Genomic DNA, 13,591 nt, shown 5'->3' with positions numbered 1-13,591 from the left:
CATTCTCAATAATAAATCGTGCGGGGCGAGCATATACTTTAAGTGATTGTTACAGTGGGTAATTATGACGATCCGTTAGCATGTTAAGCATCGTTTCGTGATAATTCACCTCCGCCAGTCACCGCCGACGCAGCCGCCTGATGTTCCCCTTTTTTGGCCATAAAAAATCCCAATCCAACCAAGACGACGGTACCAAGCATCACCGTCACCGTAGCCAGAAGTGGCAGGGCAATAAAAGTGGAAACCAATAGGCTGGCAACAAAACACAAACCTAATTGTAGTGTATTTTGCAGTGCAGCAGCCTTGCCTGTATTAGCAGGAAATGACATTAATGCATTTGCTACAACAATTGGATAGCACGCACCATTCACCAAAGCCATCAAACAGAAGGGGATCAGCAGGGTAATGAGCGTGGCGTGAGTCAGGGTGGCCACCAGATAAAGTGCCACGACGCTCAGGGTATAACCCGCTAGCAGGCAAGGCAGAATGCGGTTTCCGTCAATTTTGGCGATCAGCAAACGACAACCAAATCCCCCCACCAAGAACGCAATCGTCTGCGGAACATAGCTCAGACCAATCACTCCCGGCGTATAGCCCATATCACTTAAAATAAATGGCGAACCCGTCAGCCAGGCAAAGAAACCTGCCGAGCAGGCGGCGTAAATCATCACGTTGCCGCTAAACGCTGGCGAAGCCATCAGGCGGAAGAAGCTGATGTTGTCCGCTTTTTTCTCATCACTGGCTTTTTTGGCTTCTTTAATGCCAAAAGAGAAGGCCAGCAGCAGCACGCCAACCGCCAACAGCAAGGCAAAAATAGCCTGCCAGTCGAAATGGTTGAGTACCCATGCGCCCAGCAGCGGGGCCAGCGCCGGAGAGAGCGCGACCAGCGGCATGATAGTCGCAAAGGTGCGTTTCGCCACGTCAGACGAGTAGCGGTCAACCACCAGCGCCTGCCAGCTCACTGCCGCGGCACACACGCCGATGGCTTGCAGGAAGCGCAGGGCGAGCAGCAGATAAATGTTTTCCACCCACAGCATGCCGAGGCAGCCCAGCGCGAACAGCGTCAGCCCGGCAATCAACACAGGTCGGCGACCCAGACGGTCGGAGAGCGGCCCCCAGACCAGTTGCCCAATAGCAAAGCCGCCCAAGAAGATACTCAGGCTGGCGCTGATCAGGCCCGGCGTGGTGACTAAAGAGGTTTGCATTGCGCTGAATGCAGGCAGGTACATATCGGTGGCTAAAAAGCCCAGCATACTCAGCCCGGCGAGGTAGAGCATAAATCCAAAGGAGGGTTTCATTTTTCTCTTCTTAAATGCGATGTATCAATGAGGTTACGCGATGGCAAAAATTGCAGGAAAACGCCTAGAAGTTTAAGTGTTTGGTAAAGCCCTTGTGAAACGCTAATATTTGCAGTGATGTATCAAAAAAATTGAAAGCAAGCCGAGGGCGAATGAAATGTGGTCAGAATACTCGTTAGAAGTGGTGGACGCCGTGGCGCGCACCGGCAGTTTTAGCGCGGCGGCTGCAGAACTGCACCGCGTGCCCTCGGCGGTGAGTTATACCGTCCGCCAACTCGAGCAGTGGCTGGCCGTGCCGCTGTTTGAGCGCCGTCACCGTGATGTGGAATTAACCCCCGCCGGGCAGGTTTTCGTCGATGATGCGCGGTTGCTTATCAAAAAAATGATGGCGACCCGCCGCCAGTGCCAGCAGGTGGCAAACGGCTGGCGCGGCCAGCTCAACGTGGCGGTTGACCGTATCGTCAAGCCAGAAAGGGCGCGGCGGCTGGTGACCGACTTCTATCGCACCTTTCCCGATACTGAGCTGATTATTCATTCCGAAGTGTTTAACGGCGTGTGGGACGCGCTGGTTGATGGCCGTGCCGACGTCGCCATCGGCGCCACTCGCGCGGTGCCGACCGGCGGGCGTTTCAGCTTTCGCGACATGGGCTTTATGGACTGGCACTGCGTGGTCAGCCCGAGCCATCCGCTGGCGGCATTGCCCGCGCCGCTGATTGACGACCAACTGCGAGAATACCCCGCGCTATGTCTGGAAGACACCTCGCGCAACTTGCCCAAGCGCGACACCTGGACTTTAGATAACCAGCGTCGCCTCGTGGTGCCGGACTGGACCTGCGCCATTGAGTGTCTGTGTGCCGGGTTGTGCGTTGGCATGATGCCGGTGCATATGGTGGATCAATGGCTCGAGCAGGATAAGCTTCGCGTTTTGCAGCTGGCTACGGATTTCCCGGAAAGCGCCTGCTGCCTGACGTGGGACCAAAGCAACCAATCGCCCGCGCTGGCGTGGCTGCTGGACTACCTTGGAGACAGCGAAACCATGAATCAGGAGTGGCTGCGCAATTAAAAACGCCTGCGTGAGAGCAGGCGTTGGTCGGTTGACTATCTTATTCGCGGCGCGCTATTAACGACGATAGTCGCGATACGGGCCGTCGGCTACTGAGCGGCGTTCAACCAGTTTCGGGTGAACCTCAATGGTCTGTGACTCTTCGCGCTTGCTGACAATACGGTCGAGCAGCATGGTGAAGGCCATCTCGCCCAGACGCTCTTTCGGCTGGTGGATGGTGGTCAGGGCAGGGGAGAAGTAGCGCGCGTTACGCACGTTATCATAGCCAATCACCGAGATGTCTTGCGGCACGCGCAGGCCCATTTCGTCAGCGGCGCAGATTGCTCCCATGGCCATCACGTCGCCGCCGCAGAACACCGCGGTCGGGCGTTGCTTCTGCATCAGAATCTTGTGCATCGCCTGATAGCCAGATTCCGGCTCGAAATCCCCTTGAACCACCCACTCTTCGCGCAGCGGAATATTGGCTTCGGTTAAGGCTTTGACGAAGCCTTGGAAGCGGCCGCCGCCGGTGTTACGCGCCAACTGCCCAGGGATCACGCCGATATCGCGGTGACCGCGTTCAATCAGGTAGCGCCCGGCCATGTAGCCGCCTTCAAAGGCGTTATCAATAATGCTGTCGGTGAAATTCTTACGCGCTTCGCCCCAGTCCATCACCACCATTGGGATTGAGCGATACTCTTCGAGCATGTCCAGCAGGGCGTCCGGGTATTCGGCGCACATCACCAATAAGCCGTCGACGCGCTTTTGCGCCAGCATCGCCAGATAGGCTTGTTGCTTGTCGAGGTTATTGTGTGAGTTACATAAAATCAGCGTATAGCCTTTGGCGAAGCAGCTGTTTTCTACGGCTTCAATCACTTCGGCGAAGTAAGGCGCTTCACTGGACGTTGCCAACAGGCCGATAGACTTGGTGTTATTAACCTTGAGGCTGCGGGCCACGGCGCTAGGCGAGTAGTGCAGCTCTTTAATGGCAGTCTGCACGGCGGCTTTAGTTTCTTCGGCGACGAAACGTGTTTTATTGATGACGTGCGACACGGTAGTGGTGGAAACGCCAGCCCGCTTTGCGACATCTTTTATCGTTGCCATGAAAAGAATGACTCCTGTACCGACGTGCTCTGGCACGTTAGCATTATGTTAATCGTTTGCCTGCGTGGATTTGACTGCTGAATAATAAAAGCGCAGTGAAATCGTTGGTGGGTTTTTCAGAAAAGGACAACTGTCTGAAAGAACATCGGGATGAATCGACCGGCACGCAGCGTGGTAACCGCGAATTTTCTCTTATATTGTGGAAAAGGGAAAGTAAAAAGTCTTGTTAAGGCAGGGAATGATCACGGGATTTTAGCCTGGAACTGTGAGAAACTGCTTTGGCACACAAACTGTATGGCTTACAACGTGGCCGCATTTGATCCAGAAGGAGTTTTAATGGACAGCAATCTGAAATTCGCATTGATCACGACAGTCGGCGCATTAGCTATGATTTTGGCTTTTAGCTTTACGGCGGTAATGCACTAATCCTCTGTTTGCGATCAGGGGTTAGGCGCGTTAAATCGTGTTCGGTAATAGATCTAGACGTCGTTATAGATAAATAAATTGATAGATAGAGAAAAGGGCGACCCCATCACTGAGGTCGCCCTTTTTGTTTTCCAACTTTATGCCGTCTTGGTAACTCAACAACTTCATAAGCGTTTCGTTAAATGCTATTCAGTGACTGATTAGCGGTGGAGCTGACTTAACGAATCGTTTTAGGCGTCATAACGCGACGCGCGCCAACATAGTGATCTTGCCAGTAATCATCACCCAGTGAGGTGATTTTAATATCTTCACCGGTTCGCGGTGACTGAATAAACTTGCCGTTGCCGAGATAGACGCCCACGTGGTCTGCTGCGCCGCGCTTGCTGATGCGGAAGAAGACTAAATCGCCGCTCTCCAGTTCACCGCGCTTAACCGGCGCTGCGTCGCGAAGGTGGTACATTTCGTTCGCGGTGCGTGGCATTTTAATGCGAATCAAATCTTTATAGGCGTAATACACTAAACCACTGCAATCAAACCCGGTATTCGGTGAGGTACCACCCCAGCGATAAGGTTTGCCAACCTGATGCATCAACTTGGTCATCGCTGTCTGCTGCGCGTGTTGGTAACGTTTCTTGTGCGCGGCGCTTAATGTTATAGGTTTACTGTTTTTTGCCAGAACGTCTTTGTCACCTCGGTGACGCCCGTAAGCTTTTTTGCCGTTCTTTTTCGTTTCGTTCTTCGCCAGTTTTGTTCGACTTTCTTTTTTTGTTTCGGTTTTGTGTAGCGCGACTTTGGCGGTTTTCTTTTCAGCTCGCGAGTGGTGAGCAAGCTTGGCCGGTGCGGCCTTTTTCGTTTCTTTGGTCTTGGTACTTTTGGTTTTCTCTTCTTTTACCGGCTCTGCCTTAGACTTTTTACTGGTCTTGGCCACGGCTTTTCGCTTTCGGCGCTCATCGGGTTTAGCCTGACTCACGTGGCTTTTCTTCTGATCGGCGGAAACGTTAGCATTTGGCGCTGCATGCGCCAAATTGAGAAATAGCTGGGTAAATAGCAGTACGGAAAGCGTAATCAATAAACGCATGGCGTCGTTACCAATATTGGCCCAAAGTTAAACATCAGAGATGTCAGAGTATTGCCCAAATGAACCGGACAAAACAGCACGAAATGCCTCGATTCTAGATCATATTGTGAGAAAAAGTTAATAGCTTTTTAAATGCTGAGAAAATAGTCATTAAACGGTTTTAAAAGCACCATATTTCAGTGGGTTGAAATAATGCTCTATGCCGTGCGCATGACTAATTCGGCAGTTAAATTTGTTCGGCAAAAATGTTATTCTGAATGCCAGTTTATTTTTGAGACCTGTTAGGCATTTTAATAAAAATGGCACAGGCAGTTAAATAATGCATGGCGCAGAGGAGAAAAACCCTGCAAAAAATGGCGTTTTTATCCCATGCCAGCCATCGTTACAATAGAAGACAAGCGACAAAGGCTGCGGGTTCCCATAAGCAGCCTGCGCATAATGAGTAATGACCGTGACAGCCAGCTTTGGCTTGAGGAAGCAAGAAATGACCACACCAACTATTGAAAAAATCCAGAAGCAGGTTTCCGAAAACCCAATCCTTCTGTACATGAAAGGTTCACCTAAGCTGCCAAGCTGCGGTTTCTCGGCTCAGGCTGTTCAGGCTCTTTCTGCCTGTGGTGAGCGTTTCGCTTACGTTGATATCCTGCAAAACCCAGATATCCGCGCTGAAATGCCAAAATTTGCTAACTGGCCAACCTTCCCGCAGCTGTGGGTTGATGGTGAGCTGGTCGGTGGTTGTGACATCGTAATTGAAATGTATCAGCGCGGTGAGCTGCAGCAGCTGATCAAAGAAACTGCTGAGAAATACAAATCTTCTGAAGAGCAGCAACCTGAGTAATTTCAGGCTCCCGCTGTAACAGCAGAGAAAATAAAAAGAGCGGCCATCTGAGCCGCTCTTTTTTTATCTATTTGTTCCGATTAGTTCTGACTGAGGCCAGTTATTCTGCTTCGCTGTCCGTCTCGCAAGAGGCTTCAGTCTCATCGCCCACCGGCAATGGCCAGCCGCCAAGGCGTTTCCAACGGTTTACCAACTCACAGAACAGTTTGGCGGTCTGCTCGGTGTCATACAGCGCAGAGTGCGCCTGACTGCTGTCGAACACCATCCCGGCGCTGATACAGGCCTTCGCTAACACCGTCTGCCCGAGCACCAATCCGCTGAGTGCGGCGGTATCGAAAGTGGCAAAAGGGTGGAAAGGGTTGCGTTTCAGCCCGGCGCGCTCTGCGGCGGCCATCAGGAAGCTGTGATCGAAGTTGGCATTGTGCGCCACGATGATCGCCCGGTTGCAGTTCTGCTCTTTCATGCCTTTGCGAATGGCTTTGAAAATCGCGTGCAGCGCATCGTACTCGCTCACCGCGCCGCGCAGGGGATTGGTCGGGTCGATGCCGTTAAAGGCCAGCGCCTCTGGCACCAGAATGGATCCTTCGAAAGGCTCGACGTGGAAGTGCAACGTTTCGTCGCTCTCCAGCCAACCCTCTTCATCCATCTTTAAAGTAATGGCGGCAATTTCTAGCAGCGCATCGGTTTGGGCATTAAATCCTGCGGTTTCAACATCGATAACTACGGGATAAAAACCACGAAATCGGCCTCTCAGGGCGTTAATGTCACTATTCTCGGCCATTAGCTTCTTATCTTCATCGAATTCAGCCGGCATTATGACAAATTTTTCTGTCAGTTGCAGGAGGGGAGGAAAAAAGGGCAACAAAAAAGGGCGCTTATGCGCCCTTGTTAGCGGAAAGCGGGATTAGTGACCCAGACCCTGACCCGCGTGTTTGGATTCGATCAGCTCGATTTTATAACCGTCTGGATCTTCGACGAAAGCGATGATGGTAGAACCGCCTTTCACCGGGCCAGCTTCGCGAGTCACGTTACCACCGGCTTTGCGGATGTCTTCGCAAGTCTGGGCAACGTTGTCTACGCCAAGGGCGATGTGACCATAGGCCGAGCCCAGATCATAGCTTTCCACACCCCAGTTGTAGGTCAGTTCGATAACCGCACCTTCGCTCTCATCGGTGTAACCGACGAAGGCCAGGGAGTATTTGTATTCAGTATTTTCGCTGGTACGCAGCAGGCGCATGCCCAAAACATCGGTGTAGAAATTGATGGAGCGTTGCAGGTCGCCAACACGAAGCATGGTATGAAGTAAGCGCATAATGTCCTCTGAATGCAGGGGGTAGGTAATAGATAACAGACTAACTGATTATGGGGATTCAGGCAAAAAAAGCGGCAGCCGGAGGGGCGGCTGCCGCAATGGTTGATTTTTTGCACTAATGGCTTTTAAACCAACCAGTTAGTTACTCTTCGTTTTATACGGACTCGCCGTTTTTATAAAGTCGGGTAGTCGGTGTAACCCTGAGCGCCGCCGCCGTAGAAAGTTTCTGGCTGTGGTTCGTTCAGTGGTGCATGGCTTCTCAGGCGCTCAACCAAGTCTGGGTTAGCAATGTAGCTGCGGCCAAACGCCACGGCGTCAATGAAACCTTTCTCAATCAGGTCTTCGCCTTTCTCTGCGGTGTAAGCACCAGCACCGACAATCACGCCTTTATAGTGGGCGCGGATCGCTGCACGGAACTCATCAGAGTAAGGCTTGCCGCCTGCCCAGTCTGGTTCAGAAATGTGCAGGTAAGCCAAGTTGCGTTTGTTCAGCTCGTCGAGCAGGTACAGCGCGGCTTGCTCTTGATCTTCGCCATTGTCCAGACCGTTGAACGGGCCGAGTGGGGAGATACGAATACCCACGCGCTCTGCGCCAATCTCTTCGATGGCGGCATCAACCACTTCCAGCGTCAGGCGGGTACGGTTTTCGATGCTGCCGCCGTACTGGTCGGTACGGTTGTTAGAAGCCGGAGCCATGAACTGGTGCAACAGGTAGCCGTGCGCGGCGTGCAGTTCGATATAGTCGAAATCTGCTTCACGAGAGCAAGCTGCCGCGTGGCGGAAATCATTGATGATGCCCGGGATTTCGCTCAGTTCCAGCGCACGTGGCGTCGGGGTATCCACGCGGATGGCGTTACCCTGTTCATCACGCAGGCTAGTACGGGTGTTAGCATTGATAGCAGAAGCCGATACCGGCGTCTGGTTCTCTGGCTGCACGTCGTTGTGAGAAATACGGCCGGTGTGCCACAGCTGAACGGCGATATGGCCGCCTTTCGCGTGAACGCCAGACACGATTTTTTTCCATGCAGCAGTCTGCTCCGGCGTGTGCAGGCCCGGTGCGCCAGCATAGCCTTTGGCTTGGAAAGAAACCTGAGTCGCTTCAGTAATAATCAAACCTGAAGTGTGGCGTTGGCCATAATACTCACCCATCAGTGGGGTAGGGATATCACCCGGCTCAATGCTACGCAGACGAGTCAGTGGAGCCATGAATACGCGATTCGGTAAAGTTTTATTACCGACAACAATCGGGGTAAAAAGCTTAGTCATTTTCTAAAAACTCCTCAGTAATAGACTGGTCGGTCTGATTCATATCTTAAAAAAGAGGTCAAACATTTGACCTGATTAAGTTTACTGCGCGGCAACTCACCGCGCTCTTGACGCATTACCCTGACTCTCTTGCGACAATCAGGATTTATTCGGGTCCTGCAAAAACGTTTCTATCGTCTCTACCGCAGTAGCCAGCGGGGTGACAGAACGTTTGATCTTAGCCAGTAATGACGCACCCAGCCACATAGAGTAGAGGGCTGACGCTGTGGCCGCTGGGGAGAAAGGCACCTTAAGTGAACCTTCGGCAATGCCTTTTTCTACCGCATCTTTTAAGCGACCTACCACCCGCACCGTGCCTTGTTCAAGGGCGTGGCGCATTGGCTCTGACAGGTCGCTAACCTCTGCCGACAGCTTCACCGACAAACAGGCGTTGTAGTTTTCACTAGCACAGAAGTTGGTAATGGTTTGTGCGTAATAGTTCAGGATGTGCTGACGCTGATTGCCGTGCGGCGCACTGAACATAGCCAGCAGATGCGCATCATAGCCGTCGTAATAACGCTGAATCATTGCCTCACCAAACGCCTCTTTTGAGCGGAAGTGGTGATAGAACGAGCCTTTAGGCACTTCGGCCTTTTTCAGCAGTTCAGTCAGCCCCATGCCGTTAAAGCCCAGACGTAAGCTGAGTTCCTGGCCGGTTGCCAACAAATGTTCGCGTGTATCGCTATGTGGATGTGTCATCTTGTTCATGGCTCTGAGAGTATTAGACCGGTCGGTCTAGGTCAACCCTAAATGTGGAGTAGAGCACATTTTGACACGTTGCTGCGAATAAGAGCAACGTGGTGAAGTGTAAAAGGGGGTTGCGGGAACGGCGCAAAGCGTCTTCAATAAGAGTTCAATGCTCGATAGGGAGTCACTGTGGCTCAACAGTTAGAGTTTTTTGACATTCCAAGCCCGTGCCGCGGTATCTGTCAGGCAGATAATCGAGGATTCTGCCGTGGTTGCCTGCGCAGCCGCGAAGAGCGTTTTGGCTGGATGACCATGACCGACACCGAGAAGCGCCACGTGCTGCGCTTGTGTCACCAGCGCCTGCTGCGTTTGCAGCGCGCGGCCAAGAAACCCGACGACGACGCCCAGCCAGAACAGCCCACTCTTTTTTAGTTTTTAGCACCAGCTCACCTTTCAACTTGCTCGTATGGCGGAGATCAATACAGGCCGCTGGCAATTCTGTATGCTTAAATCATTCAGCCTTTAACTAATAACTCAATAACCTATCGATAGAGGTAATAACATGGATCCTCGTACCTTACTCTCCACACAGGGCCCGGAATTCTCTCGCATGATTAGCGGGTACTGGCGTCTGATGGAGTGGAACATGACGCCGCAACAGCTGCTGAGCTTTATTGAAGAGCACGTTGAGCTGGGCATTACCACGGCGGACCACGCGGATATCTATGGCGGATACGCCTGTGAAGCGGCGTTTGGCGAAGCGATGCGTCTGAAACCCGCGCTGCGTGAAAAGATGGAGCTGGTGAGCAAATGCGGTATCGCCACCAAGGCGGACCCGGCGAATAAAATCGGCCACTACATCACGGACAGTAAATACATTATTGAGCGCGCCGAGAAGTCGCTGACCAATCTGCACACCGATCGTCTCGACCTGTTGCTGATCCACCGCCCGGACCCGTTGATGGATGCCGACGAGGTCGCTGAAGCCTTCACCGCCTTGCACAAAAGCGGCAAAGTGAAGCATTTCGGCGTCTCTAACTTCACTCCGGCGCAGTTCACCCTGTTGCAGTCTCGCCTGCCGTTCGCGCTGGTGACCAACCAACTGGAGATCTCCCCAATCCATCAGCCAGCCATTCTTGACGGCTCTTTAGACCTTTGCCAACAGCTGCGCATCAAGCCAATGGCTTGGTCCTGTCTGGGCGGCGGCCGCCTGTTTAGCGATGCTGAGTTCCAGCCGCTGCGCGACGAGCTGCAACAGGTTGCCGAGGAGATTGGTGCGGAAAGTATTGAGCAGGTGGTGTATGCGTGGGTGCTGCGCCTGCCTTCTCAGCCGCTGCCAATTATTGGTTCTGGCAAAATCGACCGCGTGAAGTCGGCGTGGAAGTCATTGTCACTTGAGATGACGCGCCAGCAGTGGTTCCGAATTAGAAAGGCTGCTTTGGGCTACGACGTCCCATAACTCTTCGTCCTTGGCGCTGTAGCGGCGTTAGCTTCATTCGTTCACCCGAATCACTGACCTGTGTCAGCTCATCGGGATGAACTCATTTGCTGCCTTGCTACAGCACCAATGTCTTTGAGTTAAGTTCTAATCGGCTGGGTGCTACTGTTCTCAGCCGCCACTTCCTCAATAGAAATCGCCTGCTGTAGCTGTGACAGCGAGCAGTAGAGCCGCCAAATAATCCCCGCCAGTTCCCGCGCTGATTCATCAGGATGATGTGCCAAGGATTCGCTGATCCGCGATAGCTCCGCCAAACTTGAATCCAGCACCGTGTGGCTAACGCCGCGTTCGGTCATGATGCCTTTCAGGCAGTGAATGCAGACGTCGCGCACCGCAGAGAGCGGATCTGAGCGAATCTCCCACTCGCGCAGCTGCCAGACGATATGGCTGCAATTGAGCAGCACCACGCCCCAGCGCAGCAGCCAAGTCCGCGAAACCTGATCTTTACTCTGATTTAACTGGTTGATGCGATGATAGATCAGCGACTCAAACTGCAAATGGCTGAGCTGCGGTTTGCGGCTTAGCTGGTCAATAAAGTCACGGCGCAGGGCGCGGATAATGCGCCGACTTTTGCGCTTATCCGAGCTTGGTCGCAGCACTTGGAAAGCCACGCCAGCCAGCATTACGCCAACGATTCTGCCAATCCCATCATTGATAAATGCGCCATAGTCATAGCTCGGCGGGTTAGTCACCGCCAAAAACGAGCCGCTGAACACCAGCAGTTGCCCCCACAGCCCGGCGTACTTTTTATACTGCAACTTCATCATCTGCATGGTGACCAAAATAGGCAGCAAGAAGGCGCAGAACACCCAGAAATCATTCAACTGGATCATCAGTCCGAACTTGAGAATAAAGCAGCCGACAAACAGCAGAAGCAGGGATTTGATCAGCAGGGTAATGCTGCTGATCGGCGACGCTGTGGAGGAGTAGAGCACGCAGCTGACGGCGGTCAGCGCCACCGCCGAGGTGCCGGAGCTCCACTGGGTGCTCATCCAGAAGGCGCAGGCAATCACGATACACAAAAAGGTGCGCAGGCCGTTGTAGGCCGCTTCGTAGGTGTCGGTGTGCTCGGTGAGGCGGCTGGCGCGAGGCGGCTGCAAGAACTCCACCTGCGCGGCGTTGGTGTTTTCCACCCGACGCAGCCAGCGTTCGTTATGCAAATAGAGCCAGCAGAAGTCGCGCAGCCGTTTCCAAAACGCCTGATAGCGATAATCCGAGGTGTCGTGCGGCTTGATTTGGCTGAGGATGCGGGCAATCTGGTACTTATTGCTTTCCGGGTCACGCAGCGCCTCAATCAGCGTTTCCAGCGTCTCATAAAGATGCTCGGGCGGCTGCGGCCAGTTGAGCAACATGCGGCGCAGGCTGGAGATGTAGCTGGTCATGCGCAGCTGCTGGTGGAGCAGATAGTTGAGCAAATTATTTTGCCGACGCAGCCGGTAGTGGCTCCAGACCGCCTGAATACGCAGCAAATTCATGGTGAGGATCTGCCCAATCACTCCTTCGTGCGAGGTGCGAATTTGCTCGGTAATGTCCGGTCGCCACAGCAGCTTGGCGTGATCCAGCAACTGGGCGTGCATCTTGCGCAGGGAAGTGAGCAGGGCGTCGCCGTCAGAGGTGCTCGGCAGGATCATCATCATAAAGCCGCCGCACAGGATGCCGGTGATCACTTCACACACGCGGGCCTGCGCGATGTCGAAAATCTTGCCGGTGTCAGTCACGTTAACGGTGGAAAACGCGATGATGGCTGCGGTGTACCCGGCCAGTGCGAAGGCGTAGGAGACGTTGTTCTGATAATGGTTGGAAACGTAAGTACAAAGCCCCAGCCAAGCGGCAATGGCAAAGGTGAACAACCAAGGTTCATTCAGGCAGTGCCCGGCAATCAGCACCGAGGCCAGTGCGCCGAGCAGGCTGCCAATCACCCGGCCGATACTTTTACTGATCACCCCGCCGACGGTGGGGAAGCTCACCACGGCGGCGGAGGTTAGCGCCCAGTAAGGGTCATCGAGCTGTAACACGAAGGCGATGTACAGCGACAGGCACATGGCAATCGAGTTGCGCAGGGCATAGCGCCACTGGCCGCCGGTGGCTTTACCCCAAGGGGTATTTTTCCATTCGAGCCAAGAGAGATTCACGTCACCGGCCCTAGTCGTGTACGGAGATAGTGGCGGTGGTTCCGGCGACTAACACTACGTTGGCGGGCACGTTGAGCAGCTTAATGCGCACCGGCACGCGCTGGGCCAGCCTGACCCAAGGCACGTTGGGTTTCACATTCATCAGCAAGTCGGCAGAAGGATCCACGCTCTGGTCATAGATAGCGCGCCCGATGCTTTCAACCTGACCCTGCAATGGAATGTCGCCGTTATACAGGGTGATATTCGCCAAACTGCCCTCTTTTATATGGCGCAGCTTGGTCTCTTCGAAATAGCCCAAAATGTAGAAGGAGTGAGTATCAACCAGCCCGACCAGCGGCGTGCCGGTGGTGGCGTAGTTGCCACGGCGGGTTTGCAGATTGGTGATATAGCCGTCGGTTGGCGCAAAGATCTTGGTTTTGCTCAGGTTCCACTTGGCTTGCTCAAGAGAGGCCTGCGCGGCTTCATACTGCGCTTTCATCGCCTTGGCGGCGATATTGGACTCATCCAGCGTTTCGGCTGAGACAATTCCGGCACCCAGACCACGGCGGCGCTGCGCTTCATGATTGGCTTTATCAAGGTCGGCGGAGGCTTTGGCCAGCGCGGCCTGCGCGTTATCCAGCGCTATCTGGAAAGGCTGCGGGTCGAGAGTAAACAGCAGATCTCCGCCCTTAACCAGCTGATTATCATGCACATTGATGCCAATGATGCGCCCTGAGACTTCTGGCGTAATGTCGACTAATTCGGCGCGCACCTTGCCGTCACGGGTCCACGGCGACTGCATGTAGTAATTCCACATCCACCAACCGGCGCAAAGCGCTACCGCAAAGACCAACACCGTGGAGAAATATTTAAGCGTTTTGAATTTCATTTTT

The 13,591-nt window shown here is 53.5% G+C and carries 14 protein-coding genes; 5 read left to right on the top strand and 9 right to left on the bottom strand.

Annotation, left to right across the window (positions count from 1 at the left end; all coding sequences use genetic code 11):
- Positions 1–83: 83 nt before the first annotated feature.
- Positions 84–1,298 (bottom strand): purine nucleoside transporter PunC, encoded by a 1,215-nt coding sequence (punC, locus tag GEAM_RS10175; RefSeq protein ID WP_051899471.1) that lies wholly within the window; start codon positions 1,296–1,298, stop codon positions 84–86.
- Positions 1,299–1,455: 157 nt separating this feature from the next.
- Here punC and punR point away from each other — a divergent pair, with 157 nt between their 5' ends.
- Positions 1,456–2,361, top strand: coding sequence for a DNA-binding transcriptional activator PunR (punR, locus tag GEAM_RS10170; RefSeq protein ID WP_034791140.1), 906 nt, complete (start codon positions 1,456–1,458; stop codon positions 2,359–2,361).
- Positions 2,362–2,418: 57 nt separating this feature from the next.
- Here punR and purR read toward each other — a convergent pair whose 3' ends face one another.
- The gene (purR, locus tag GEAM_RS10165) at positions 2,419–3,444 is read right to left on the bottom strand and encodes an HTH-type transcriptional repressor PurR (RefSeq protein WP_034791139.1); all 1,026 of its coding nucleotides are present in this window, start codon (positions 3,442–3,444) and stop codon (positions 2,419–2,421) included.
- A gap of 150 nt (positions 3,445–3,594) precedes the next feature.
- Here purR and cydH point away from each other — a divergent pair, with 150 nt between their 5' ends.
- Positions 3,595–3,870 (top strand): cytochrome bd-I oxidase subunit CydH, encoded by a 276-nt coding sequence (gene cydH / locus GEAM_RS10160; RefSeq protein ID WP_034791137.1) that lies wholly within the window; start codon positions 3,595–3,597, stop codon positions 3,868–3,870.
- A 217-nt stretch (positions 3,871–4,087) separates the two neighbouring features.
- Here cydH and GEAM_RS10155 read toward each other — a convergent pair whose 3' ends face one another.
- Positions 4,088–4,948, bottom strand: coding sequence for a C40 family peptidase (locus GEAM_RS10155; RefSeq protein WP_034791134.1), 861 nt, complete (start codon positions 4,946–4,948; stop codon positions 4,088–4,090).
- Between the two features lie 484 nt (positions 4,949–5,432).
- Here GEAM_RS10155 and GEAM_RS10150 point away from each other — a divergent pair, with 484 nt between their 5' ends.
- Positions 5,433–5,786, top strand: coding sequence for a Grx4 family monothiol glutaredoxin (locus tag GEAM_RS10150; RefSeq protein ID WP_034791132.1), 354 nt, complete (start codon positions 5,433–5,435; stop codon positions 5,784–5,786).
- Between the two features lie 100 nt (positions 5,787–5,886).
- Here GEAM_RS10150 and rnt read toward each other — a convergent pair whose 3' ends face one another.
- From rnt to GEAM_RS10130, 4 genes are all read right to left on the bottom strand, one after another.
- Positions 5,887–6,600 carry a ribonuclease T gene (gene rnt / locus GEAM_RS10145; RefSeq protein WP_034791130.1) on the bottom strand — a complete coding sequence of 238 codons (714 nt, stop codon included), beginning with the start codon at positions 6,598–6,600 and terminating at the stop codon, positions 5,887–5,889.
- 90 nt (positions 6,601–6,690) lie between these two features.
- Positions 6,691–7,098 (bottom strand): lactoylglutathione lyase, encoded by a 408-nt coding sequence (gloA, locus tag GEAM_RS10140; RefSeq protein WP_034791128.1) that lies wholly within the window; start codon positions 7,096–7,098, stop codon positions 6,691–6,693.
- A gap of 173 nt (positions 7,099–7,271) precedes the next feature.
- Positions 7,272–8,363 (bottom strand): alkene reductase, encoded by a 1,092-nt coding sequence (nemA, locus tag GEAM_RS10135; protein WP_034791126.1) that lies wholly within the window; start codon positions 8,361–8,363, stop codon positions 7,272–7,274.
- 138 nt (positions 8,364–8,501) lie between these two features.
- Positions 8,502–9,110 (bottom strand): TetR/AcrR family transcriptional regulator, encoded by a 609-nt coding sequence (locus tag GEAM_RS10130; protein ID WP_034791124.1) that lies wholly within the window; start codon positions 9,108–9,110, stop codon positions 8,502–8,504.
- Positions 9,111–9,278: 168 nt separating this feature from the next.
- Between GEAM_RS10130 and GEAM_RS10125 the strand changes: the two genes are divergently transcribed.
- Both GEAM_RS10125 and GEAM_RS10120 read left to right on the top strand, forming a co-directional pair.
- Positions 9,279–9,521, top strand: coding sequence for a DUF1289 domain-containing protein (locus GEAM_RS10125; RefSeq protein ID WP_034791122.1), 243 nt, complete (start codon positions 9,279–9,281; stop codon positions 9,519–9,521).
- A gap of 130 nt (positions 9,522–9,651) precedes the next feature.
- Positions 9,652–10,548, top strand: a complete 897-nt coding sequence (locus GEAM_RS10120) for an aldo/keto reductase (RefSeq protein WP_034791120.1) — start codon at positions 9,652–9,654, stop codon at positions 10,546–10,548.
- Between the two features lie 119 nt (positions 10,549–10,667).
- Here GEAM_RS10120 and GEAM_RS10115 read toward each other — a convergent pair whose 3' ends face one another.
- Both GEAM_RS10115 and GEAM_RS10110 read right to left on the bottom strand, forming a co-directional pair.
- Positions 10,668–12,719: an FUSC family protein gene (locus GEAM_RS10115; RefSeq protein WP_034791119.1), complete on the bottom strand. Its 2,052-nt coding sequence runs from the start codon at positions 12,717–12,719 to the stop codon at positions 10,668–10,670.
- Between the two features lie 10 nt (positions 12,720–12,729).
- Complete coding sequence (locus GEAM_RS10110) at positions 12,730–13,587, bottom strand: efflux RND transporter periplasmic adaptor subunit (RefSeq protein WP_034791116.1); 858 nt, start codon at positions 13,585–13,587, stop codon at positions 12,730–12,732.
- Positions 13,588–13,591: the final 4 nt, after the last annotated feature.

This window comes from Ewingella americana ATCC 33852, from assembly GCF_000735345.1.
In the GTDB taxonomy this organism is placed as follows: Bacteria; Pseudomonadota; Gammaproteobacteria; order Enterobacterales; family Enterobacteriaceae; genus Ewingella; species Ewingella americana.
Note: the sequence above shows the minus strand (reverse complement) of the source record. Positions and strands in the feature narration are given on the sequence as shown.